Source organism: Zobellia russellii (assembly GCF_018728565.1).
In the GTDB taxonomy this organism is placed as follows: domain Bacteria; phylum Bacteroidota; class Bacteroidia; order Flavobacteriales; family Flavobacteriaceae; genus Zobellia; species Zobellia russellii.
Genome location: NZ_JACSOI010000003.1, coordinates 227289 through 253895 on the forward strand (window position 1 = coordinate 227289; position 26607 = coordinate 253895).

The 26607-nt window shown below is 39.9% G+C and carries 18 protein-coding genes; 3 read left to right on the forward strand and 15 right to left on the reverse strand.

What is annotated here, in order from left to right; translation table 11 throughout:
• Positions 1-31: 31 nt before the first annotated feature.
• The 4 genes from H9565_RS09045 to H9565_RS09060 form a co-directional block, all read right to left on the reverse strand.
• A complete protein-coding gene (locus tag H9565_RS09045; RefSeq protein WP_215438933.1) occupies positions 32-955 on the reverse strand; it encodes an NAD(P)-dependent alcohol dehydrogenase in 924 nt (307 codons plus the stop codon).
• Positions 956-1118: 163 nt separating this feature from the next.
• Positions 1119-2291: an MFS transporter gene (locus tag H9565_RS09050; RefSeq protein ID WP_215438934.1), complete on the reverse strand. Its 1173-nt coding sequence runs from the start codon at positions 2289-2291 to the stop codon at positions 1119-1121.
• Positions 2292-2297: 6 nt separating this feature from the next.
• Positions 2298-3485, reverse strand: coding sequence for a nuclear transport factor 2 family protein (locus H9565_RS09055; RefSeq protein ID WP_215438935.1), 1188 nt, complete (start codon positions 3483-3485; stop codon positions 2298-2300).
• A gap of 17 nt (positions 3486-3502) precedes the next feature.
• Complete coding sequence (locus H9565_RS09060) at positions 3503-5713, reverse strand: bifunctional alpha,alpha-trehalose-phosphate synthase (UDP-forming)/trehalose-phosphatase (protein ID WP_215438936.1); 2211 nt, start codon at positions 5711-5713, stop codon at positions 3503-3505.
• A 102-nt stretch (positions 5714-5815) separates the two neighbouring features.
• Here H9565_RS09060 and H9565_RS09065 point away from each other — a divergent pair, with 102 nt between their 5' ends.
• A complete protein-coding gene (locus H9565_RS09065; RefSeq protein ID WP_215438937.1) occupies positions 5816-7618 on the forward strand; it encodes a glycoside hydrolase family 15 protein in 1803 nt (600 codons plus the stop codon).
• A gap of 79 nt (positions 7619-7697) precedes the next feature.
• On the opposite strand, the gene H9565_RS09070 is transcribed toward H9565_RS09065, so the two are convergent.
• From H9565_RS09070 to H9565_RS09095, 6 genes are all read right to left on the reverse strand, one after another.
• Entirely contained in the window at positions 7698-9494 is a 1797-nt protein-coding gene (locus H9565_RS09070; RefSeq protein WP_215438938.1) for an acyl-CoA dehydrogenase family protein, read from the reverse strand.
• Between the two features lie 31 nt (positions 9495-9525).
• On the reverse strand, positions 9526-10716 hold the full coding sequence (locus H9565_RS09075) for an acetyl-CoA C-acyltransferase (RefSeq protein WP_215438939.1): 1191 nt from the start codon (positions 10714-10716) through the stop codon (positions 9526-9528).
• Between the two features lie 38 nt (positions 10717-10754).
• Positions 10755-11102: a four helix bundle protein gene (locus H9565_RS09080; RefSeq protein ID WP_215438940.1), complete on the reverse strand. Its 348-nt coding sequence runs from the start codon at positions 11100-11102 to the stop codon at positions 10755-10757.
• Between the two features lie 44 nt (positions 11103-11146).
• Positions 11147-13552: a 3-hydroxyacyl-CoA dehydrogenase/enoyl-CoA hydratase family protein gene (locus H9565_RS09085; RefSeq protein ID WP_215438941.1), complete on the reverse strand. Its 2406-nt coding sequence runs from the start codon at positions 13550-13552 to the stop codon at positions 11147-11149.
• A gap of 22 nt (positions 13553-13574) precedes the next feature.
• On the reverse strand, positions 13575-14057 hold the full coding sequence (locus tag H9565_RS09090; RefSeq protein ID WP_215438942.1) for a MarR family winged helix-turn-helix transcriptional regulator: 483 nt from the start codon (positions 14055-14057) through the stop codon (positions 13575-13577).
• Between the two features lie 184 nt (positions 14058-14241).
• On the reverse strand, positions 14242-16017 hold the full coding sequence (locus H9565_RS09095; RefSeq protein ID WP_215438943.1) for an AMP-dependent synthetase/ligase: 1776 nt from the start codon (positions 16015-16017) through the stop codon (positions 14242-14244).
• A 254-nt stretch (positions 16018-16271) separates the two neighbouring features.
• On the opposite strand from H9565_RS09095, the gene H9565_RS09100 reads away from it, so the two are divergent.
• The gene (locus H9565_RS09100; RefSeq protein ID WP_215438944.1) at positions 16272-18869 is read left to right on the forward strand and encodes a DUF6923 family protein; all 2598 of its coding nucleotides are present in this window, start codon (positions 16272-16274) and stop codon (positions 18867-18869) included.
• A 23-nt stretch (positions 18870-18892) separates the two neighbouring features.
• Here H9565_RS09100 and H9565_RS09105 read toward each other — a convergent pair whose 3' ends face one another.
• The 3 genes from H9565_RS09105 to H9565_RS09115 all read right to left on the reverse strand — a co-directional run bounded on the left by H9565_RS09105 (position 18893) and on the right by H9565_RS09115 (position 24527).
• Positions 18893-19345, reverse strand: a complete 453-nt coding sequence (locus H9565_RS09105) for a GNAT family N-acetyltransferase (RefSeq protein WP_215438945.1) — start codon at positions 19343-19345, stop codon at positions 18893-18895.
• 82 nt (positions 19346-19427) lie between these two features.
• On the reverse strand, positions 19428-23111 hold the full coding sequence (gene purL, locus H9565_RS09110; protein ID WP_215438946.1) for a phosphoribosylformylglycinamidine synthase: 3684 nt from the start codon (positions 23109-23111) through the stop codon (positions 19428-19430).
• A 201-nt stretch (positions 23112-23312) separates the two neighbouring features.
• A complete protein-coding gene (locus H9565_RS09115; protein ID WP_215438947.1) occupies positions 23313-24527 on the reverse strand; it encodes an RsmB/NOP family class I SAM-dependent RNA methyltransferase in 1215 nt (404 codons plus the stop codon).
• A gap of 72 nt (positions 24528-24599) precedes the next feature.
• Between H9565_RS09115 and H9565_RS09120 the strand changes: the two genes are divergently transcribed.
• Positions 24600-25628 (forward strand): WD40/YVTN/BNR-like repeat-containing protein, encoded by a 1029-nt coding sequence (locus H9565_RS09120; RefSeq protein ID WP_215438948.1) that lies wholly within the window; start codon positions 24600-24602, stop codon positions 25626-25628.
• Between the two features lie 6 nt (positions 25629-25634).
• Here H9565_RS09120 and H9565_RS09125 read toward each other — a convergent pair whose 3' ends face one another.
• Entirely contained in the window at positions 25635-26099 is a 465-nt protein-coding gene (locus H9565_RS09125; RefSeq protein ID WP_215438949.1) for a hypothetical protein, read from the reverse strand.
• Positions 26092-26607 carry a hypothetical protein gene (locus tag H9565_RS09130; protein WP_215438950.1) on the reverse strand — a complete coding sequence of 172 codons (516 nt, stop codon included), beginning with the start codon at positions 26605-26607 and terminating at the stop codon, positions 26092-26094. Before H9565_RS09130 ends, H9565_RS09125 begins: the two co-directional genes overlap by 8 nt.

The window sequence follows — 26607 nt, forward strand, 5'->3', positions numbered from 1 at the left end:
AAATAGCAACTAAATATGTAGTGAAGCTTATTTAAGAAGGTAATATTTCAATAACAACATTACCTTTTTTTCTTCCACTGTCAACATAGGCATGTGCTTTTACGATGTCATCCAACTGAAAACTTCGGTCAATATAAGGAACCAGTTTTCCTTCTTCTGCCAATGTTCTAATTTTTGAAAGGTGTTCCGTTTTTTCTTTGGTCATCATTTTTATGGAAACAAAGCTTCCTGCTTGATTCAAAACACTCTTGGCTTTTGTTTTAGAGGTCTTTCCCACTGCATCAAAAACAATATCAAATGTATGGTCAAGGTCAGAATAATCGGTTTTTTTGTAATCTATTAAATGGTCTGAACCAAGCGATTTTACCATTTCAAAATTTGAACCGCTACATACACCGGTTACAGTAGCTCCGTGATGTTTTGCTATTTGAACCGCATAGCTACCTACGCTTCCGGAGGCACCGTAGACCAATACCTTTTGTGCTTGACTTACATTTGCTTTCTCCAGTAAGAATAGGGCTGTCATAGCGCCAATGGGTAAAGCCGCTGCTTCTTTAAAATTGAGGTTTTTGGGTTTGAAATCTACTACGCCATGTTTCCACTCTTCAGGTAAACATACGTACTCTGCATAGGAACCTCCGGAAAGCATAGTTGTTGTTCCAAAGACCTGATCACCAACTTTAAATTTGGTTATATCTTTTCCTATAGCCTCAATAACACCAGCCAATTCGTGACCAAGAATTCTTTTTTTGGGTCTAAAAAGCCCGAATATGAGCCTTGCCGGTAACCAGAAAATTGCAGGGAAGTCTGAACTACGGAGCCTTGCGTCACCAGAAGTAACCGTTGCCGCATGTATTTTTACTAAAATTTCATTATCAGCAGGGCTAGGCTTTTCAACTTCTGTTGATTTTAGAACCTCTGGAGGACCGTATTCCATATAAACTGCAGCTTTCATAGCGTTCTTTTTAATTGATGAGAAAAAAGCGACAAGGACTTGTTCTTAGCAACCTAAGCCAAGCTTTACCTGAGGCTTCTAAAAATACATAATCCTTTTGATTATCTGGATAATTTTTCTTTGCTCGGTGATAGTGCTGAAGATTATTTATAGCTGGTGTAACTCAACCGTTCTTTTGATTTTTTCCTAGTAGACCTAAAAGTCCAATGGCAGGACCAAGGGCCAAAGCGGTAAATAGGTAAGTAAGGGGTATGGTTTCCGCAAGCGTAGACAGTAACTGTATGCTAAAAATACTAACGGCAAAACCAATACAATTTACCAGGGTTAAAGCCGTACCTTTCAATTCTGCAGGTACTGAGCCGGCTACTAGGTTTGAAAATTGTGGAGAATCTGTCGTAACGGCCATGCCCCAAAAACTCCACCCCACTAAAAACAATTCTTTAGGAAGTATAAAGAGCAGGGGTGAAAGCAAACAAAAAAGTCCAGAAAGGAGTAATGAAATTACGGCTACTTTACGGCTGCCTGTTCGTAAGGAGATTAATCCGCCAAAAACACATGAGAGTCCGCCTAATGCAATAATAATTCCTGTAGACAAGGGAACGGACAATACAGAACCGCTAATGGTGCAGTAGGTCTTAAGTGCCAATGGTGTAAACGCCCAAAAGGCGTAGAGCTCCCACATGTGCCCAAAGTACCCAAAAGCAGCTTGTCTAAAACTGGGTAGTTTAAAAAGTAACGGGCCTGCGCCCAAAGAAAGCTTGGCACTGGGTTTCCGAAACGGTCCATTGGGAACCAACATCCACAACAGAACGCCACCTACAATTGCAAGGGCAGAGGTGATTTTTATGACCAATGTAAAATCACTACCTAAACTGGTGCCACTAACAAAATAGGGGAAAGCGGTTCCTAGAACAAGTGCACCAACTAAATACCCCAAAGCTTTTCCTAATCCTTCTTGATAATAATCTGCCGCTATTTTCATTCCTACGGGATAAATACCTGCAAGAAAAAAACCTGTGCCAAAACGGGCTAAGAGCAGCGTCCATTCAGAAAGGGTTTCTGAGAGCAAAAGAAAATTACAGGCTGCCGCTAAAACGGAACAGGTCATAAAAACACGGGCAGGCGAGAAGCGGTCCGCAATCATAAAAAGGCCAAAAACCAATGTGCCAATAATAAAACCGAACTGTACCGAAGAGAGCACATAACCAATAATTTCAGGCCCTAACCCTGTTTTTAAGGTTAATTCATCTACAATAGCATTACCGGCAAACCATAAAGAGGTACAGGCAAATTGCGAAAGTATGATTATAGGGAGTATATGGGCTTTAGGCTTCAATATAAATTACTTGATAAAAGTAACCTTGGCAATTTTGCCGTTCTCCACTTCATAAATGGCAACGGCCCAAAACACTTTGCCATTGGCGGTAACTTTTTCTTTGTCTATGATTTTATTACCTAGAATAATACGGTTCCTAATTTTACAGTGTAAATCTGGCGTGGACTCAAAAAAGGTCTTGTATGTTTCTTTTAATTTGTCTTTTCCTTGGTATATGAGTGTATTGGGGTAATCGTAAACTTGTAGGTCTTCCGAATACGTATTTAAAAAAGCGTTTAGGTTTCTGGCATTGTACGCATCTAGTTGATTTTGAACAATGGCTTCGGGTGTTTGTTCCACGACCAAGGTAAGGTGGCTACCGTTAGGGCTTACCGCAATCCGGCTAATGTTGTTCAGCCCCTTTTTGTCCAATCGCAAGAAGCGTTTCCACTCTTTACTTTCCTCTGGAGCTATCTCCATTAAGGTTTTGTTATCGGCAGCTATAATGTGCCCGTTGGCCAACCAACAGACATCATCAATATTTTTGAACATTGGGGTAATGGTCTTAATTTTTCCAGTTTTTGGGTCCAGGGATTTTACCTCCCAAGGGTCGCTATTTTTGCTAATAAAGCTGATGAGGTTCTTACCGGGAATTTTATGGAGCGAACGCCCCACGTTGTTATAGATGGTATCATGGCTGCCATTTTCTACATCGGAAATTACCAGATTAAGGCTGGTATTGCCCAAGGCCGCAGAAACAATGGTTTTTTCATCGAACCAAACATGATAACCTATTTTCAGATCTTTAAGGATTTCGGTAGAACTGCCGTCCCAAATACTATATTCATAGAGACGTTGTAGTCCCGTAGTATCCAAACGAATTGCCGAGGTGGAATTTTTTCCGGGAATTTTTAACGGGGAATACTCGCTGCCCTGCGGTGTATCCGAAATGTATGTTAACGCCCCGGATTTTACATCGTACTTGGCAATGTCCGTTTGCCCTTTCCGCGTAGATGAAAATAAAATAGTATTCTCATTGTAAAAGGAAGGTTGGTTGTCATAGCCTTCATTATTACTTATGTTTCTCGGGTTTACCATTTCGGTTTTACCGTTTACCGTTTTTATGTCCAATAGGTATACTTCCGTATTTTGTTGGGCGTAAATGTTAGGAATAGAAAACAGTAAGCTTACAATTAGAACGTATTTTATTTTCATCTGGTTGGATTGGCTTTTTACAGTTCAGCAAATTTCTGTAAAAGATTTCTAACTTTAAGGGTATTCTCCACGTAATATTTAGCTGAGGTTTTTTGGCGCCCTACTTTTACGGTTACGGTACTTTCTGGTAATTCTTGAAACATGAACTCATCCGTCCAATCATCGCCAATTGCAAAAACAAAATCATAATCGTCCTCTCCTAGAATACGCATAGAAGCTCGGCCTTTGTTTACATTGCTACTTTTTACCTCTACCACCTTGTTTCCGTTGAGCAAGCTTAAATCATCCGTACCAATAAGACTGGTCAGGGTTTCAGAAAGTTCTGTGGCTCTTTTGTCCCCAAAATCAGGGTCGGTTTTTCTGTAGTGCCATGCCAGGCTGTAGTTTTTCTCTTCAATAAAACTTCCCGGTGTACGATCTACAAAAGACTCCAAAACAGGACGTACGTGTTCCATCCAATCGTTCTTTACGTTTTCCAGCATTCTAAAAGGCTCACCTTCCTGAGATATCCAAACACCGTGTTCTACTATCATATTATATTTCTTGGGCAGAAACCATTTGGTAAAGGTATCCTTGTCCCTTCCGCTTATTAAATATAATACGGTATTGGGTTGGTTGTTCAGTGTATCCAATAATTGGTATAGCTGCTCGTCCGGACCGGCCTTTTGAGGGTCGTTGTTAAAACCGGCCAGAGTTCCGTCATAATCCAGAAACAATAGTCGCTTTTTGGCTTTGCTATATTTTTCGGCTATAGGAGACAATAGTTTATCCGTTAGTTTACGGGATACATTTGCCGCCTCACGCTCGTTCTGGGATTTTAATGAGGTCATAAAATCATTGGCCCATTTTTCTACGTTGTAGCGTGCTAACCTTTTTTGAAGGATGGAGTTTCTTGCTTTTTGCTCTTCCTTGGGCATGTTTATAGCCTCGTGCAGCGCATCTGCCGTCTGCTCAAAGTTATTAGGGTTAATCAATAGCGACTCGTTCATTTCGTTGGCAGAACCCGCCATTTCGCTCAAAATTAAAACCCCGGTCTGATCCGTTCGTGTAGCAATGTATTCTTTTGCCACAAGGTTCATTCCGTCTCGTAATGGGGTAAGCCAAGCAATATCACTAGAGGTATATAGATCTATAAGGTTTTCAAACGGCATAGATCGGTAAAAATACCAAATGGGCGTCCAGCTTACGGTAGAAAATTCACCGTTAATTCGCCCTACCAATTCGTCTATTTCTCTTTTTAATAGTTGGTATTGCGGTACGTTGGAACGGGAAGGTACAGCAAGAATAATCAGCCTCACCTTTTCCTTATACTGTGGATATTTATTCAAAAAGTATTCAAAAGCGTACAGTCGTTTGGCAATGCCCTTACTGTAATCCAAGCGGTCTATGGATAAAAAGAACTTTGCATCTGGGTCCGTTTTCTTGTGTGTGTTCAGGCGTTGCTGTAGCTCGGACTGTTCGTCTTCTGCTTTGTTATAATGTATTTCGGCCGCTTCGCTAAATTTTTTGTAGTCGATACCCATAGGAAACGAATCAACCTTTATCAAACGGTCGCCCATAGAAATATCGTTAAAGCTTACTTCTAGCCCTAACAATCGCCTTACGGAACTAAGAAAATGCCTTTCATAATCATAGGTGTGGAAACCGATAAGGTCCGAACCTAAAACCCCTTCTAGCAATTCTTCACGCCAAGGCAGTGTCCTGAAAATTTCAAAAGAAGGAAACGGGATATGTAAAAAGAAACCTATGGATACATTTGGTCTTTTTTCCCTTACCATTTGCGGTACCAACATTAACTGGTAATCATGTACCCAAATGGTATCGCCATCGGCAGCATTATCTAGAATGGCATCGGCAAATTTTTGATTCACTTTTTTGTAGGTGTTCCAGTAATCCAATTGAAATTCTGAATACTCCAAAAAGTAATGGAACAATGGCCAAATGGTTCTATTACTAAACCCGTAATAAAACCCATCTACTTCGTCTTCCGTAAGCTTTACTTTAGAGGAACCGTGCTCCGCCAACGCCTCGTCTATCTTAGGTTCCAATTCGGGAGAGATATCTTCCTCGGTAAGGCCGCTCCACCCAATCCATAGGCTATCGCCCCCGGAATGAACGGATTTCATTCCTGTGGCTAATCCACCCACACTAGGTATTGCGGTAATGGCCCCATTGCTAATTTGTAACTGAACGGGTAGTCTATTTGAGATTATGATAGTTTTGCCCATAAATTGGATATTTTACTGTGTTTTATATTTAATTTCTCTAAATTTCGTGAAAAAGAAGGGTAATTACAATACGTTACTCTATTGAATCAATAATTTTATTGAATGGATAATTTAGACTACGGAATAATAGGAAATTGCCGAAGCGCAGCATTAATATCAAAAACTGGAAGTGTAGATTGGTGCTGTTTGCCAGAATTTGATTCTCCTTCGGTTTTTGGAAAACTTTTAGATGAAGAAATAGGGGGTAGTTTTGAAATCTTAGTTGATGACAGCTACAAAATTGAACAAAAATATGAATCTCGTACCTGTATTTTAATCACCAAGTTCACAAATGGTGATGATTGCTTTGAAATTCACGATTTTATGCCAAGATACCATAAAGAAGATGGTACCTATGTTGCTCCTCCCGAATTTATCAGATACGTAAGACTGGTAGAGGGAACGCCTAAATTTAAGGTGTTGTACAACCCTAAGTTAGAATATGCTGCCGGGGAGACCAAGAGTTATATAAAAAAGGATTTTATAGCCAGCTTAACTCATGAAATTAAGTTTGATACGGTGTTTCTTTATACCTCTTTTGATAAAGAGGCCGTGCTAGAAGGCAAGGAAATTACATTAACGGAAGATGGTTTTTTCTTGATGGGATATAATGAAAAGATATTTCTGCCCAGTACAACAAAAGCGTATCTAGAACTAGAAAGAACAAAAGTATATTGGTTGACATGGTCGTCTCGAACCCCAAAGTACAAGAAGTTTAATGATGAAATTTCTCGTAGTGCTTTAACGTTGAAGCTTTTGAGCTATGACAAGACCGGAGCGGTATTGGCCGCCGCTACTACCTCTTTGCCGGAAACTATTGGCGAAGTTAGAAACTGGGATTACCGTTTTTGTTGGATTCGTGATGCTTCTATGGTAATCAAAGTGGTATCGGAGTTGGGGCATAAGAATATTGCAAGACGTTACCTTAAGTTTATAATCGATTTGATTCCGGACAAAGCAGAGAAACTGCAAATCATGTACGGTATTAACAAGGAGAAAAAATTAACAGAGGAAACTCTGGAACACCTTAGTGGTTATAAAGGTTCAAAACCGGTGCGCATAGGTAATGCGGCATACCATCAGAAGCAAAATGACATTTATGGTATTTTAATGGATGTTATTTACGAGCAGATGGTGAAATTTAGTGTGGACATTGAGAATGGAGAGGATTTATGGTCCATAACTAAAGGAATTGTTTGGATTGTAGGGAACAACTGGCATGAAGCGGATAAGGGTATATGGGAATTCCGTACGGAAGACAGACACTTTACATTTTCTAAAGTGTTATGTTGGACTGCATTGGATAGAGCCATTAAGGTGGCAGAAATGCTAGGAAAGACCCACAAGATTGAAAAATGGGAGCCGCTTCGTGAAGAAATCTGGAACGATATTTATGAGAATGCCTGGAACGAAGAAGTAGGTGCTTATACCCAATCATACGGTTCTAAGCATTTAGATGCTTCCGTTTTATTAATGGAATCCTATGGATGTGTTGATGCTTCCGATGAGCGTTACAAGAAGACTGTAAAAGCTATAGGTAAGGATTTAAGTAACGACGGACTTCTATACCGATATAAAAATGAGGATGATTTTGGACTTCCATCGTCTTCCTTTACCGTTTGTACTTTCTGGTACGTAAATAGTTTGTTTAAAATAGGTGAGCATGATGAAGCCCTAAAACAATTTGAAAAATTGTTGAGCTATAGCAACCATTTAGGATTGTTTAGTGAGGATTTGGACTTTAAGACCAAAAGGTTATTGGGGAACTTCCCACAAGCCTATTCACATTTGGCGTTAATTGAATGTGCCGTAAATTTCTCAAATAAAGAAAGTGCGGAAGAAATTAAAGAGTCTATGCGAAGCTAATTTAAGCGGATATTATAAATGAAAAAACACCCCAATTGGGGTGTTCTTTCGTCATAACAACAAACACTTGAATTATATACTAATCGAAAGTATATGCGTTATCAGCAGCAACTTTGTCCGCAATTTCTGTACGAAGTGCTACTACGTTAGGATTGTTCGTGTATTTGGTAAAGCGTTTTAAGCCCATTAGCATCATGCGTTGCTCATCGCCTTCAGCAAAAGAGATAATGGCCTCTTTACCTTTTTGAATAATTGTTTCGGTAGCATTATACAAGTATAATTTAGACATTGCTATCTGTGTTTTTTGAGATTCTTCACCAGAACGTTTGGCATTCTTTTCAGTTCTCAAAATAGTACTTTCCGCCATGTAAACTTCAATAAGAATATCGGCTGCGGATAGCATCAATTGCTGATGCTTCTCTAAATCAGGACCATATTTTTGAACCGCGCTACCAGCTACCATCAAGAAGACTTTTTTCAATCGTTTGATTAAATCTTTCTCTTCGGCAAAAAGTTCGGAAAAATTAGGAGTATCAAAAGAAGGGATTCCCATTAATTCCTCTCCGACCGCAGTAGCCGGGCCTAGTAAATCTACATGGCCTTTCATTGCTTTCTTGACCAACATACCAACTACGAGCATTCGGTTAATTTCGTTGGTACCCTCGTAAATTCTTGCAATACGGGCATCTCTCCATGCTTTCTCCATTGGAGCATCGGCACTAAAGCCCATTCCTCCAAAAATCTGAACGCCTTCGTCCGTTGTGTTTTGAACATCCTCGGAAACGGCAACTTTTAAAATAGAACATTCTATGGCGTATTCTTCAACACCTTTTAATTCAGCTTCTTGATGCGTATTACCTTCGGCTTCGCGAATGGCTATACGGTCCTCGATATTTTTTGCTGCACGATAACTAGCGGACTCGCCAGCATAAGCATTGGTAGCCATATTGGCAATTTTAGCCTTAATAGCACCAAAATTCATTATCGGTGTTTTAAACTGGATACGCTCATTAGCATATACCACAGCTTCTTTAATAACTCTTCTTTGAGCATCCAAACAAGCTGCTGCCAATTTAATACGACCAATGTTTAGGGCATTCATGGCAATTTTAAATCCATTACCACGCTCCGAAAGCATATTCTCAACAGGTACTTTGGTATCGCTAAAGAATACTTGACGGGTAGAGGAGGAGTGAATACCTAGTTTCTTCTCTTCATCTCCTAATGTAATTCCATTATCCGGTTTGTTTTCAACAATAAATCCTGTTATGTTTTTGTCGTCCTCAATTCTTGCGAAAACAATGAACAAACTACAAAAGCCGGCATTGGATATCCACATTTTTTGGCCCGTAATGCTGTAATATTTACCATCTTCTGACAAAACCGCTTTTGTTTTACCTGAATTGGCGTCTGATCCAGCACCAGGTTCAGTTAAGCAATATGCACCGAACCATTCGCCAGAAGCTAACTTTGGTACATATTTTTGTTTTTGTTCTTCGGTTCCATATAAAGTAATTGGCATTGTACCAATTCCTGTATGTGCCCCAAAGGCGGTACTGAATGAACCCGTAGCACCTGAAATGTAATCACAAACTAACATGGTAGAAACAAAGCCCATACCCATACCACCGTAAGACTCGGGAACGGCAACACTTAAAAGTCCAAGTTCACCTGCTTTACGCATACATTCTTCAGTATAAGCGTAATCTTTCTTTTCAAAACGTTCCCAATGTGCCCAAAGCTCGCGATCAACGAACTCTTTGGTACTTTCACGCATCATTTTCTGCTCTTCGTTCAAATCTTCTAAGGTGAAGATATCTTCGCAATTGGTCTCTTTTACGAGGAATTGCCCCCCACGTAGAATTTCTTTGCTCATAGTTTTTTTACTTAATGTTAGTTTTCTTGTGTTAGTTCAAAAATTCGAAAATTCCTGCAGCGCCCTGTCCGGTACCTACGCACATGGTTACCATACCGTGTTTGCCTTGCATATTTCGTTTTCTCATTTCATCAAAGAGCTGTACGGATAGTTTGGCCCCGGTACAACCTAAAGGGTGTCCCAACGCGATAGCTCCGCCGTTTACATTTACGATGTCCTGATTTAACCCTAATTCTCGAATCACGGCAAGCGATTGCGACGCAAAAGCTTCGTTCAATTCAATAAGTTCAATATCATCTTGTTTTAAACCGGCTTGTTTAAGGGCTTTAGGAATAGCTGCTACCGGACCAATACCCATTATTCTTGGAGGAACACCTGCAGCAGCGTAGTTGACCAAACGAGCAATAGGTTCAAGATTAAGTTCTTTCACCATATCTTCGCTCATGACCATAACGAACGCTGCACCATCACTCATTTGCGAAGAGTTTCCCGCTGTTACGCTTCCTCCTGCCGCAAAAACCGGACGCAATTTATTGAGTACTTCTACAGAAGTTCCCTTTCTTGGACCTTCATCTTTTGTTACCGTATATTTTTTATTGGCTTTTTTACCATTTTCATCAATGTACGTTTGCTCAACTTCAATAGGGACTATTTGATCTTGAAAACGGTCTTCCGCTTGCGCTTTTAGAGCTTTCATGTGGGAATTATAGGCAAATTCGTCTTGATCTTCCCGAGAGACTTTGTATTCATTGGCAACTGCCTCGGCCGTATTACCCATTCCCCAGTAATAATCCTCATGGCCTTCACTAACCAAATCGTAGTTCAATTCTGTTTTATAACCTGTCATAGGTACGGAACTCATGCTTTCGGCCCCACCAGCTATGATGCAATCCGCCATTCCGGACTGAATTTTTGCAGTGGCTATACCAATGGTTTCTATACCTGAAGAACAAAAACGGTTTACTGTTACCCCAGGAACATCAACAATATCCAATCCCATTAAGGAAATTAACCGTGCCATGTTAAGACCTTGCGAACCTTCTGGCATGGCATTACCAACGATAACGTCATCAATCCGTTTTTTGTCAAAATCGGGCAATTCTTTCATCATGTATTCAATGGTTTCCGCGGCGAGTTCATCTGTTCGCTTAAACCTGAAAACTCCTTTCGGAGCTTTTCCGACAGCTGTTCTGTATGCTTTGACTATATATGCAGTTTTCATATTATTTTGAATTGAGTATTGAGTGTATAGTATTGAGATTACAATGTTCTTTGAAACGAATAATTCATTTTTTGAATTTCAATACAAACATCAATTACGGGTTTTACTTTTTCTTTTTTTACCAAGTTTAATTCTATTAAGAGTATGAGTTGCGTATATAGCTCATATGTCGAACCGTTTGCAATACTCAAAAAATGTTTAAACTCCTTTTGAGAGTTTCTGCCAGCCCCCTCGGCTATATTCGAGGGAATTGAAACAGAACATCTTTTAATTTGAGAAACTAGTCCGTATTTTTCTTCCGAAGGTAATTCCGATGCCAGTAGATAAATGGATTTAGCTAGTTCAACAGCCTTTTTCCATATTTTTAAATCTTCTACCTTATGCATTTTATCCAATTACCTAATACTAATATCTCAATACTTCTTTACCATTAATTTCTTAGAGGTTTACCTGTCTTTAACATGTGTTGGATACGTTCAAGCGTTTTTCTTTCCGTACAAAGAGATAGGAAAGCCTCACGCTCTAAATCCAAGAGGTATTGTTCATTCACTAACGTAGGCTCGGATAAATCACCGCCAGCCATCACGTAGGCGAGTTTATTTGCGATTTTTTTATCGTGCTCACTAATGTAATGGCTCGCTTCCATAGAGTCCGTACCCACCAAGAACATACCTAGCGCTTGTTTACCAAGAACTTTTATATCACTTCGTTTAACGGGTTGGGTGTAACCGGCTTCGGCCATTAATTTGGCATGTGCTTTTGCTGTTGCAATCTGCCTATCTTTGTTCACTACAACTATATCTTTACCATGTTGAAGAATGCCTAAATCGTACGCTTCGTAAGCCGAAGTAGATACTTTGGCCATGCCAATGGTCAAGAAATATTCTTGTAGGACATTAAGCTCTACATCATTTTTTTTGAAAGTATCCTGTGCTCTAACGGCGAACTCTTTTGAGCCACCACCACCGGGAATAACCCCCACGCCAAATTCTACAAGACCTATGTAGGTCTCTGCTGCGGCAACCACTTTGTCCGCATGAAGCGAAAGCTCGCAACCGCCACCAAGGGTCATACCGTGAGGAGCAGAAATAGTTGGAATAGCCGAGTAACGCATGCGCATCATCGTATCCTGGAACATTTTAATAGCCATGTTAAGCTCATCATACTCCTGCTCAACGGCCATCATAAATATCATACCGATATTGGCGCCAACGGAGAAATTTGCTGCCTGGTTACCAACAACCAGGCCTTGGAAATCCTTTTCGGCAAGGTCAATGGCTTTGTTCAATCCTGCCAGTACATCGCCACCAATGGTGTTCATCTTGGATTGGAATTCAACATTTAATATGCCATCGCCTAAATCTTCAACTACAACACCGCTATTCTTAAATACTTCTTTTGATTTCCTGATGTTGTCCAAAATGATAAACGCATCTTGACCGGGAATTTTTTCCATGTCCTTTTTAGGAATATCATAGAAATAGGAAGCCCCATCTTTTACAGAATAAAAGGTGTCTTGACCGGCAGATTTCATTTCTTGCACCCAAGCTGCAGCTTCTAAACCTTCTGCTTTAATGAATTCTAACCCTTTGTCCAGGCCAACGGCATCCCAGATTTGAAACGGTCCGTGTTCCCAGCCAAAACCAGCCTTCATGGCATCATCAATTTTATAGAGTTCATCCGTTATTTCGGGAATCCTGTGCGATACGTAAGCGAACAATTGTCCAAAACTCTTTCTGTAAAACTCTCCGGCTTTGTCTTTTCCGCCAACTAATACGGTAAAGCGGTCTACCACTTTGTCAATAGTTTTTGTTAACTCTAACGTAGCAAACTTGGCACTTTTCTTTGAACGAAAGTCCATTGTGTCCAAATCCAAAGTCAGGATTTCCGTCTTTCCGTCCTTATCTTTTGATTTCTTGTAAAAGCCTTGTCCGGTTTTGCTTCCCAACCATTTGTTCTCCATCATTGTATTGATGAAATCAGGAAGTTCAAAAAGCGCTAAACGTTCATCGTCCTTACAGTTTTCATGAATACCGTTAGCCACGTGGACCAAAGTATCCAGACCCACTACATCAACCGTTCTAAAAGTGGCCGATTTTGGTCTACCTATTACAGGTCCGGTAAGCTTGTCTACCTCTTCAACGGTCATGCCCATGTCTTTCACGGTGTGAAACAGGCTCTGAATGCTGAAAATCCCGATTCGGTTTCCGATAAAAGCGGGAGTGTCCTTTGCTACTACCGAGGTCTTTCCTAAAAACTGTTCTCCATATCCATTAAGGAAATCAAGTACTTCCTGTGAAGTTTCCGGACCAGGAATAATCTCGAATAATTTTAGGTAACGTGCCGGGTTAAAGAAGTGGGTTCCGCAGAAATGTTTCTGGAAATCATCGCTTCGACCTTCGGACATAAATTTAATAGGAATACCCGAAGTGTTAGAAGTAATTAAAGTACCAGGGGTACGGTGTTTCTCCAGACTCTCAAAAACCTTTTTCTTAATATCAAGACGTTCTACTACAACCTCAATAATCCAATCTACCTTGCTTACTTTAGCAATATCATCCTCTAGGTTTCCTGTGGAGATACGCGAGGCAAATTTTTGATGGTAAATAGGTGAAGGTTTTGATTTCAAGGCTGCCGTTAATGAATCGTTTACTAAACGATTGCGTACAACTTTGTCTTCTAAGGTTAATCCTTTTGCTTTTTCCTTATCGTTCAATTCTCTTGGAACGATATCTAGCAATAACACTTCTACTCCGATATTTGCGAAATGGCAAGCAATACCACTACCCATAATTCCGGATCCGATGACTGCTACTTTTTTAATATGCTTGTTCACGATGTAGTTATTGGGTTATTAATTAATCTGTTTCTGGTCCAAGTGTATCTTGACCGTTAATCAGGTTATCATTAGTATAAATAGTTTTTTCAGCTATAAGCTCATTTATGGTTTCCATAACCTCAAAAAAGCCGTTAATCTTTTCTTCGGAAACATGGTTTCTTACAGTTTCATTAAATCGTAAGACCACATTTTTTGAATCGTTTCTTTTCTCTAGTCCAAATTCCGTTAAATAGATAAGTACACCACGTCCGTCATTAGGGTTTGGTTTACGTTCTATGAGACCTTGCTCCTCCATTCTTTTAAGAATACGTGATAAACTAGTAGCTTCCATGCCCATTTTTGGCCCAAGGGCCGTAGAAGGGGTCCCGGTCTTAGGGTCCACACTTAAAAGCGTAAAACCCACGGCCATGGTAGAATCAAATTTTTTAGCCTCTTCGTTGTACATGCGAGCTACGGCTTGCCACGTGGCTCGCAATGCGTAGTCTATAGTAATGTCTTTCATACATAAGGTGGGTTGACGGTCACCAAATATACAAAAAATATATTATGCATGCATAATATATTTTTGAATTTTTAAATCAGAAAAGCAATGCTATTATGAAGAAATAGCTTTATTCTTAGATTGTGAAGACTTTTTTTAGGAAAATAATATTTTGTGTTGAAATTTATGACAAATGTAGGAAGCGCTATGAGCGTCCATAAATATCGTTATAAAGGTCCATATATTTTTCTTTTACAATCTTGCGGCGCAATTTAAGTGTAGGAGTAAGGTGCCCTTCACTAATGCTCCATACATCTGGGGTAAGACGGAATTGTTTTACTTTTTCCCATTTCGCAAATTTTTCATTGGCTTCGTCTACTTCCTGTTGGTAGCGGGCCAATACTTCTTCGTTTTGAATGATATCCGAATTTTCCGGGACCGTAATATTATGTTTGGTGGCCCATTCATGTAAAAAGTCAAAATCTGGTTGAATAAGAGCTGCCGGCATTTTTTCACCTTCACCAACTACCATGATCTGTTCAATAAATCTAGACTGCTTAAAACGATTTTCCAATAGCTGGGGCGCAACATATTTACCGCCCGAAGTTTTGAACATTTCTTTTTTACGATCAGTAATCTTTAGGAAACCATCACTGTCCAGCTCGCCAATATCACCTGTATGAAAATAACCATCTATGATTACTTCTTCGGTCTTCTGAACATCTTTGTAATAGCCCATCATTACTTGTGGGCCTTTTATACAGATTTCGCCATCATTGGCAATCTTTACTTCGGTTCGTGCAATAGGCTTGCCAACGGTTCCAATACGGAAACCGCCATCGCGCATATCGTTCACGGAGATTACGGGAGATGTTTCCGATAATCCGTAACCCTCCATAAGCCCAAATTCCGCAGCGTTAAAAATACGGGACAGACGGGGCTGTAGTGCCGCACTGCCCGAAGCAATAAGGCTTAGGTTTCCGCCAAGACCTTCTTTCCATTTACTGAATATAAGCTTTCTGGCCAAAGCCAATTGCTGTTCGTACCACCACCCATTGGCACCATAGGGTTCATATTTAAGTCCCAGCTCTACGGCCCAAAAGAACAGCTTTTTCTTAATACCTGAAAGCTCCGCTCCCTTGGCATAAATCTTATCATAAACTTTTTCCAAAAGCCTAGGAACCGCGGTCATTACATGGGGTTGGGTTTCCTTTAAATTCTCACTGATCTTATCAAGAGACTCGGCATAGTAGATGGTAACACCTCTATATTGATACAAATAAATCAGCATACGTTCGTACACATGGCATAGGGGCAAGAAACTTAATGCCTTTGTTTTTCCGTCTTCAATGGGAAAACGTTTAGAACTTTCCAGGGCATTGCTTACTAAATTCTCATGGGATAGCATGACACCTTTGGGCCTGCCCGTTGTGCCCGAAGTATATATAAGGGTAGCAAGGTCTGTGCTCTTTACCCCATCCTTTAACTTTTCTACTTCTTCTTGGTTTGATGTATCCGAGCCTAGCTCAAGTACTTTTTCCCAATTATCGCAACCGGTAACTTGGTCAAAAGAATACACATGTTCGAGACTAGATACTTGGTCTTGTATGGATTTTACTTTCTGAAACACTTCTCCACAAGAAACGAAACAATATTTGGCTTCCGAATGATTAAGAACATAGGCATAATCCTCTTCTGAAACAGTGGGGTAAACCGGAACGTTTTGAGCCCCAAGCTGAAGAATGCCAATATCCATAATGTTCCATTCCGTACGGTTGGTCATTGATATTACGGCAATTTTGTCATTGGGTTTAACCCCCATTCTTAGCAACGCACGACTAATGGTGTTTGCCATGTCTATATATTCCTTAGTGGACGTAGAAATCCACTTCCCGTCTTTTTTGGAGACGAGTGACTTTTTTAAATTGAATTTTTCCAACTGGTAGTGTGGAAAATCGAACAGACGGGAAACGTTTTGCATATTGGTATTTAAATGTCCTTGCAAAATAGTGAAAGAACACCGGATTTTAAAATTACATTAATAAATAAAATGTATTCTGATTACAAATATGACAATCTGTGTGGGCCTAAAGATATACATCGATTTTAACCATTCATCTACAATAAATTGTAAACGAACGGGTTATGATATCATTCCAAACGAATGTAAGAAAATTCCTTTAAACCTTGCATTAACTTTGTAATAAACCCTATGAACCCCAAATCGCAGAAATTATGAAGAAAAAATACACCATAGGTTTGGCCGCCAAATTTTTTGCACTGTCCGTACTTCTCTTATTTTTTAATACTAAAACAGAAGCGCAGTCTACCCCGTTTGATTGCGACTATAATGCATATTTATTTCAATATAATGATATTTATGCACTAGACCTGGCATCGGGCAGCTCTTATCTTGTTTCAGAAAACATTACTCCAGGTAATGTAAATGCGGTTGCCTATAATACAACAGATGGATACATCTGGGGATACTTGTCAACTCCATCTAGATCTATAGTTCGTATAGGAAAGGATTTTAAAGTGGATCAATATGAAATTCCTGAATTACCTACAGGTAACAAATATGTAGGCGATATTTCAACAGAAGGTATTTACTATTTTAAAGCAGGAGGCGCTTCATACTATAAAATTGATTTGAATCCTGAATCTGAAAATTATCTTAAATACCTAGGGCAGTTTGCATTAAGCCAGAGTCTATCTATTGCAGATTGGGCCTTTAATGCTCAGGATAATAAACTGTACACTGTGGAAAAGGGTACGAATATACTCTATAAAATTAGTGCTGATACCGGAGAAGTAGAAGCACTTGGAGTAGTTCCTATTCTACAAGGGTTGAACTACACTTTTGGTGCGGTCTATTTTGATGTAGACGGTAATTTCTACATTTCCGCCAACCAAACGGGAGCGGTGTATAAAATAGATAGGGTTCAAGACATTAGCCTTGGTGTAATAAAGTCCAATATTTTTGCTTTTGGCCCTGCAGCTTCTAGTAATGACGGGGCAAGATGTCCTACGGCACCAGTACCACAAGAGGATTGTATCAACGGAATTGATGATGATGGCGATGGGCTTGTAGATTGTGATGACCCTTCGTGTTCCGGTGTTGCCGCATGTCCAACAATTACATTGACTTCCGGAGCTAATGATGGAGGTCTGGAAAGTAATGACCGTTTGTCTTCGCTTATTGGGGAGCGTAACTACAATAGAGCTAAAACCAATTATAAATTTGATAAGCTTACGGCAAAGAAGGTCAAGAAGGGCCCAAGTTATGCCAAGACCGGAAAATTCTCTGCAGATGCTATTCCGTTAACGCAACTTGTTCCTTTGGATGTAGTAAGGGAAACAAGTACTATTGAATCTTCTCCCGCAGATTTGCTGGACCTTACCAATGCTTCGGATATTTATTCGGTAGATTATCTTAGAAAAGATGACAATATTGGTGCTTTAATGGTCATAAAAACGGACAATAAGGTTTACGAACATAGTAAATTTATTTGCGACCGGTTTTTGGGAGCGCAACTTTTATCGGTTTCTACTATTCAATTACGCGAAAAGGATTTTATAAAGTCTATTATCAAGCAGCCAGATGGAAATACGGAGTTCGCATTAACTTTTTCCGCACGTTTGGATACTAATGATCAATTTGTAGTGGAATCTCATTGGAATATTGATGCTTATGCAGATAATTCAGCTTATTACAATTTCCAAATATGGTCCAACACGGTAGATGACTTGCTTTTGTTGGCGGATGAAATTTTAAATCTTTTGGAAGTGCACGGCCCAATTTCAGAATATAAAGGTTCTACGCCACCACCCGTTTTTGTAAAATCGGCAAAATATGCCAAAGGAGAAGTTATACTTAATCTGGTAAACAACAACAGAACAGAGAAAATTCAGCTAGAAGGTGGATTGAAAAAGACCGAAACCGGCACCACGGAAACCATGAAGTTGGCAGCTCCAATAGATGGGTATTTAGATTCTGTGGCCTTAAGTACCGGAAATATATTTGATTTTGGCTTTAGGGTAAGTATTGCTAATGGTACTCCGGACGACCTTTTTGTTGCCGATGCACCTTGGGGGCTAGATGGTTCTGCAGAAGGTACAACGGTAGAGAATTATGAGGTAACGCCAGTGCAAGCGCCTTACATAGAAGATGGCTACCCTGTAGAACGTAATATTGAGTTAAGCGGAAAAACATCCAGCTATATTGGGGTGTATCGAGCGCTAAGTCCGCGATTTACTCCGGTTGATCTATCGGATTATGGTAAGCTGTCCTTTGAGGCTAGTGGCACAGGAACTTTAGAAGTAAAATTGCTAAAGGGCGATGGTACTACGTATACAACCACTGTAAATTTGACGGCTGAAGCGAAAACTTTTACGGTCTTGGATACGGACTTTAAAAACGCAACCAATGCAACAACAGATTTTTCTAGCTTAAAAGTAATCAACTTTAATCTATTGTCCGAAGAAGGAAATGTTGAAGAAAAGCAAATGAGCCTTTCCAATGTATCATTCAATAATTTAGTGGAGGATAAGATTTTTATTTCAGACGATATTTCGGAATCTATAGTATATCCTAACCCGGTACGTACGGAGTCCAGCCTCTATTTTTATGAAGAAAGTGCTGGGGCCTATACTTTTGAATTGTTTAACATGGCCGGTAAAAAAATATCTTCCCACGATATGGCGGGAGATTCAAAAGAAGGTCAAAATATGATCGTTGTGAAGAAAAACAACTTGACTCCAGGATTGTATTTCTACAAAATTACAAGTAGCAATGATAGAACGTGGAGTGATAAATTGATGGTAAAATAGTTCCCTAAAACTTTAGAGCGTAGTTAGAGGTGGAATTTCATACCCTCATGGCTCGCTGTAAAACCTAGATTTTGATAAAATTTTAATGCATCGGGCCGTTTTTTGTCCGTAGTGAGTTGTACAACGTGTGCGCCTTTTTCGCCTGCGCGTTGTATGGCCCATTTAAATAACTGCCGCCCTATACCTTTGCTACGGTAGTCCTCATGTACACGTACGGCCTCTATTTGAGCGCGAACACCTCCTTGGTATGTTAGGTAAGGAATAAAAGAGAGTTGCATCGTACCAATAACCTGTTCGGTCTCGTTTACAAAAACCATAAGTTCTTGGTTTTTATCTCCGTTAATGGCGTTAAAAGCATCGTAATATTTTTGGGGTAGGGGCTCTTTATAGTCTTCCCGAAGCTTCCCCAATTTGTCATTGGCCAACAATTGTACAATCGCAGGAAGGTCGGATTCAGTTGCTTTTCGGATTTTCATATCCAACTAAATTATAAAAATAATGGCCTGAGTTTCTAAGCTCAGGCCATTATTTAAACTATTATGTATTTAATTTTTAAGACTACTTAGCCTCTAAAATCCATTTTTTGGCATTAACGAAAGCTTCTAACCAAGGAGAAACTACGTCATTGTTTCCTTCTGGATAATAGGCCCAGTTCCAAGGGAAAATGGAACGCTCAATATGCGGCATGGTTACTAAATGGCGTCCTGTAACATCGCAGAGCATAGCGGTGTTGAAGTCACTTCCGTTAGGGTTGGCAGGATAGCTTTCGTAACCATATTTGGCAACTATACCGTATTGATCTTCATTGTGCGGAAGGCTAAATTTACCTTCGCCATGTGAAATCCATACCCCTAAAGTTGTTCCCGCTAGACTGGATAACATAACCGAATTGTTCTCCTGAATTTTAACCGAAGTAAAGTTACTTTCGTGTTTATGGGAGTCGTTATAGGTCATTCTACCATGAGTTTCGTGCTCGGGATTGATGAGGTCTAATTCCATAAACAATTGGCATCCGTTACATATCCCAATAGATAAGGTATCAGGTCTGGCAAAGAAGTTTTTAAGAGCGGTATTGGCTTTTTCATTGTATTTAAAAGCTCCCGCCCATCCTTTGGCGCTACCTAAAACGTCTGAGTTGGAAAATCCGCCTACGGCACCAATAAACTGAATATCCTCAAGAGTTTCACGACCGGAAATTAAATCGGTCATATGAACATCTTTTACATCAAAACCAGCCAAGTACATGGCATTTGCCATTTCACGTTCAGAATTACTTCCTTTTTCACGAAGTATGGCCGCTTTAGGTCTGTTTCCGGTATTTGATGGAATACTGCTCAAATCAACATTTTCAGGAAACTTGTACTGAAGTGGTTGGTTTTTGTAGTTGTCAAAACGGTCTTTGGCCAAGTTGTTGGCCGTTTGTTTGTTGTCCAGTAAATAGGAGGTCTTGAACCATGTGTCTCTTAGGGAGTTGATGTTCAAGCCCATTTCCATACCTCCATTTTTTATTTTTAGAATGGTACCGGAAACTACTTTTCCTATTTTCTTGAAATCTATGTTGAGGTCGCTTAATTTTTGCTCTACGGATGCGTCTTTCGCTTGAAAAACAATTCCTGAATTTTCGGCAAAAAGCAATTTAATGGTATCCGATTCGTCTAAAATGGACAAGTCTAATTCTGCTGATAAATTGATGTCCGCAAAACAGAGCTCCAATAAAGTGGTAATCAATCCACCGGAAGCCACATCATGCCCAGCAACAATTTCACCTTCTTTAATCAAATCCTGTATACCGTTAAAAACAGTTTTAAAGTAGGCTGCATCCTTTATACTAGGTGCTTCGGTTCCTATGGCATTTCTAATCTGGGAAAAAGAAGAGCCACCTAGTTTATAGTCATCTTTTGATAGATTAATGTAGTAAATTGAGCCCGCATTCTTTTGTAGTACGGGTTCTACAACTTTGGTAATATCGCTACAATTTCCGGCAGCGGAAATAACCACTGTACCAGGAGCGATAACACCTCCATCTTTATATTTTTGTTTCATGGAAAGCGAATCCTTTCCGGTAGGTACATTTATACCTAATGCAATAGAAAAGTTGGATACTGCTTCAACAGCTTCGTACAAACGGGCATCCTCACCTTCGTTCTTACAAGGCCACATCCAGTTAGCGGATAGTGAAACGGATTTTAAATTGTCCTTTAGCGGAGCCCAGATGATGTTGGTCAGCGATTCCGCAATACTGTTCAAACTACCTGCTGCCGGGTCAATTAATCCAGAAATGGGGGAGTGGCCAATACTGGTGGCAATACCTTCTTTCCCTTTAAAATCCAAGGCCATAACACCACAATTGTTCAGTGGTAATTGTAATGGTCCTGCACATTGTTGCTTGGCAACACGGCCTCCCACACAACGGTCAACTTTATTCGTTAGCCAGTCTTTAGCGGCAACGGCCTCTAGTTGTAGCAATTGTTCCAGATAGTCGTGAAAGAATTCCAACGAATACTCAGGATTGGCATATGTTCTTTTTACGGTAGAATCGGTCATTACGGTTTTAGGAGAGCTCCCGAACATGTCCTCAAGGCTCAAGTCCATTGGCTTTTCGCCCGTAGTGGCGGACTCAAAAGTGAATTTGTGGTCTCCGGTAACATCGCCTACTTCATACATAGGGGACCGCTCACGATCGGCAATACGATGCAAAAGGTCTACATCATTTTTGCCGATAACCAAGCCCATACGTTCTTGGGATTCGTTACCGATTATTTCTTTGGCCGATAGGGTGGGGTCGCCTACCGGAAGTTTATCCAAATCTATTTTTCCGCCCGTATCTTCGACCAATTCAGAAAGACAGTTAAGATGTCCGCCCGCACCGTGATCGTGAATGGACACAATTGGGTTTACATCATTTTCTACCATACCTCTGATAGCATTTGATGCTCTTTTTTGCATTTCCGGGTTGGAACGTTGTATGGCGTTCAATTCAATAGCGGAACTAAATGCCCCTGTATCAGCACTTGAAACGGCTGCACCGCCCATACCAATACGGTAGTTGTCACCACCTAAGATGACAATTTTATCGCCATTTCTAGGTGTATCTTTTAAAGCTTGTTCTGCTTTTCCGTAACCAATACCACCGGCTTGCATAATCACTTTATCGAAACCTAGTTTTCTTGTGTTTTTTTGGTCACTATCTCTGGATTCGTCATGTTCAAAAGTCAATACGGAACCCGTAATTAGCGGTTGCCCGAATTTATTTCCAAAATCCGAAGCACCATTGGATGCTTTTATAAGGATGTCCATTGGTGTTTGGTATAGCCATTCTCTTTCCGGGAATGCCTTTTCCCAAGGTCTGTCTTCTTCTAAACGGGAATAGGATGTCATATAAACAGCGGTTCCAGCTAAGGGTAACGACCCTTTTCCTCCGGCCAAACGGTCACGAATTTCTCCTCCGGAACCTGTTGCTGCACCGTTAAAGGGCTCTACGGTAGTAGGGAAATTGTGTGTTTCCGCTTTAAGCGAAATAACCGAATTGAACTCTGTTTCTTGATAAAAATCAGGTTTATCAGCGCTTTTTGGTGCAAACTGGGTCACTTTTGGCCCTTTTACGAAAGCCACATTATCTTTATAGGCCGAAACAATATCGTTAGGAAATTCTTGCGAAGTTTTCTTGATAAGCTTAAAAAGTGAAGATGGCTTTTCTACGCCGTCAATCACAAAAGTACCATTGAAAATTTTATGGCGACAATGCTCCGAATTCACTTGGCTAAACCCAAAAACTTCGGAATCCGTTAGTTTTCTACCAAGTTTCTTTGCCAAGTTCTCCAAGTAGATAACCTCTTCATCACTTAAAGCAAGTCCTTCCTGTTGGTTATAATCGGCAATATTTTCTATTTCCAGAACGGCTTCGGGAGCCACATCTATTTTAAAAACAGATTGAGACAACCCATTAAATTTTTCTGAGAGCATGGGGTCAAAATCCGTAAAATCTTCACTTACCGCTTTAAACTCCTCTATTCTAATAACACCCTCAATGCCCATATTCTGGGTTATTTCCGTGGCATTTGTACTCCAAGGAGTAATCATTGCTGCCCTAGGGCCAACAAAAAAGGCGTCTATGGACGCCGTATTTATTTTTGGTAGGTTGCCGAACAACCATGTAAGTTTACTAATATTTTCCTGTGAAAGTTCTTCAACCGTCTGTACGGTAAAAACTTTTGTGGCTACATCCCCGAAGAAGTGAATCATTTAGCTTGTAAATTGATAGGTTTGAGAAAACGCAAATTTAACCTTTAAAAGGCGCTTTGTAAAGGAGTATCGTAATTTTTTCTGAGTAAAAGTTAACAGGTTGTTGATTACTTTGCACCCCAAGTTTCTCTTCTACTTAAAGTGGAGGAGATAGTATGCCCATCAAATGATTTTTAAGCTATTGTTGCTGTTAAAAAAGGACTAGCTTTTCTTTTCTAACAACGCCATATAGAATCCGTCAAATCCACTTTTGGAAGCGTAAATCTTGTTTTCCTTTACCAAACTAAAGTCTTTACCTTCTTCCGAAGCTAAAAAAGAAACCACTTGGTCGTTGTTTTCTTGAGGAAGTATTGAACAGGTAGCATACACCATTTTTCCACCAGGCTTTACTATTTTACTGTAGTTACGAATGATTTCGTGCTGTGTTTTCGTGATTTTTTCAAGAAATTCAGGTTGCATCTTCCATTTACTGTCCGGATTTCTGCGCAAAACACCAATTCCTGTACAAGGAGCATCTATTAACACACGGTCTGCACTTCCATAAAGTTTTTTGTAAACCTTTGTAGAGTCGATCTCGCGAGTTTCAATGTTGTGTGCATTGTTTCTTCTGGCGCGCCTTTTCAGTTCTTTTAGCTTGCTGCCATAAATATCCATGGAGATAAGCTGACCTTTATTTTCCATGAGGGCCGCTAAGTGAAGCGATTTTCCACCTGCTCCCGCGCAAGTATCAACCACGCGCATTCCCGGTTTTACATCTAGATATTCGGATACCAGTTGCGAAGAAGCATCTTGAACTTCAAAAAAACCTTTTTTAAATGATTCCGTAACAAAAACGTTGGCACGCTCCGGTAAACGCAGTGCGCTTGCATAACCTTTAATGGGTTCTATAACAATACCTTCGTCCAATAGAGTTTTACGTAGCTTTTCCTTATCTATGTTTAACGTATTGGTCCTAAGAATAACTTCAGCTTGTTCGTTAAGGGCAGCGCTTTCAGCCGTCCATAGTTTTTCTCCCAATGCCTTTTCACAGATTTCATCTATCCAATCTGGCATAGATTCGCGGAACTTCCTAATTTTTGAGAGCTCGTCAAAACGACCTTTGATACGGCGTTCCGGGGTTGGTTCTATCTGCTTCCAATCTGGAATTTTAATGCCTTTTAAAACGGCCCAAACCGCCCACATTCTAAATAGGTCCGGTCTGCTATAAGGGGCTTTTATTTCTGCAATTTCAGTGTACAAACGCTTGTAACGTACCATTTCATAGGTGGTTTCGGCAATAAAACCGCGATCGCGAGAACCCCAACGTTTATCGAACTTTAGTACTTTCTGTACTACCTTATCGGCATATTCATTTTCATTAAAAATCAGGTTCAAGGCATCAATTACCGCAAATACCAAGTTTCTATGTAGCTTCATTACAAAAAATTAAGGATGCAAAGGTATTGTTTTGCCACTGGATTACCTGTATTTTTGAGAAACTTTGTACGCATGCGTGTCCTATTGCCTATTTTAATCGGTATTCTCCTAGTTTCTTGTGCCCAAGAACCGAAAAACAAACCCTTTACATCCGTTACAATTGAAACTGTTTATGAAGACTCGGTAAGCATCAGAGCTATAGAACTTATGGGAAATAGTCTAGTGTATGCGGGTAGTAACGGTATTTTTGGGAGTGTAGATTTAGCAACGGGAAAAGTGAGGGAGAGCACAGAGAAATACCATACTACCATACCCGAGTTTCGTTCTGTTACGCATACGTCTTCCGATTTCTTTATGTTGTCCGTTGCCAATCCGGCATTATTATACAAAACAGGTGAAAATGGGCGAATGGAGTTGGTCTATAAGGAGGAGGGTGAATCTGTTTTTTATGATGCCATGACGTTTTGGAACGATACCGAAGGAATAGCGATTGGTGATAGTATGGATGGTTGCTTAAGCATTCTCATTACTAGAGATGGTGGAAACACTTGGGAAAAACTTCCCTGTTCACAATTACCATCAGGCATAGAGGGTGAAGGGGCTTTTGCTGCCAGTAATACCAATATTAAGGTTATAGGAGATAAAACTTGGATAGCCACAACTAAAAGTCGTATCTATTTTTCGGGCGATAAAGGAAAAACATGGCAGATTCAGCAAACTCCCATAAAAAGCGAAGCGGAAACCCAAGGCATCTTTTCTATAGATTTTTATGATGAAAATTTAGGTGTTGCTATTGGTGGCGATTTTACCCGACCCGAAATTAACAGCGGGAACAAGGCACTCACAATAGATGGAGGTAAAACTTGGCAACTGATGGCAGATGGCCAAAATCCGCAATATAAAAGTTGTATTCAATTTGTGCCAGAATCTAAAGGAAATGGTCTGGTGGCCATTGGTTTTACCGGAATATCATATTCTGCCGATAGGGGAGCCACTTGGACACAATTATCGGATGAACCTTTCTATACCCTGCGTTTTCAAAATACGAAGGTTGCTTATGCGGCTGGAAAAAATAGAATGGCCAAGCTTGTTTTTGATTAGAAGCTTTTAAGGCTCGTTCTTATTTTTTTCTTCTCGCCTTTCATGGTATTTTCTAATAAGTTGTCTTTTAAACTCTTCTTCCGAACGAATTAACAACAACGTTTTTTTTGCCGTAATTACTTCCGCTGCTTTTTTGATAAAATCTTTTCTGATGTCTTCTTCTTGTTGTTCCAGCTTTAGAAATAGTTCAATAACATCATTTGCCTCTTTCTCGGAAAGCTTATCGGATTCTTTTATTTTATTACGAATCTGGTTGTGCTCTTTTTCTCTAAGCGCTCCTCGTTTTGCTTCGTAGTCATTATAAATGGGCCAGAAAGCTTGCGCTTCTTGGCTGGTCATGTTCAACCGTTCTGTTATAAAGGCTATTTTAAGCGACTTTATTTTATCATAATCATGTGTTCTCTGCGCGTAGAACTGCACGGAAACCAATAAAAACACCATGGTCACCATTAATTTTTTTAATCTATTCATTGTCTTCAAGATTTAATTCATCAAAATAATCTGTGTTCTCATTAAGGTATTCCAGCACGTTTTCTTCGCTAAAATTACTATCGAACATATCTGTTATTTCTAATTCGTTTACAGGTACGACCTCTGCCAATTCATAACTGGTAAGGTCCAGTTCATTTTGGTCAAAATAATATTCAATATCTGACTGGGCCAGGTCATCAAAACCAATTTCGTTTGTTTTGTTTAGGTTCAACGTTAAGGCTACAACCAATATTGCTGCAGCGGCAGCCACTGCGTAATAGTATTTTTTATAAGATTTTAAAGGAATGACCTTAGTTTCCTGTTCTTCTTTTAGTTTCTGTTGAAGCTTATCACCCAAAGAATCAAAATAACCCTCAGGAAGTTCAAAACCTTCTTCTTTTGGTATTACGGAGTCTCCACTAGAGAGCTTTTCGAAAAGTTTTTTATCAAACTCATCAAAATAACCTTCGGGGGTCTTAAACGGATTTTTTTTATCTAATGGCTCCAT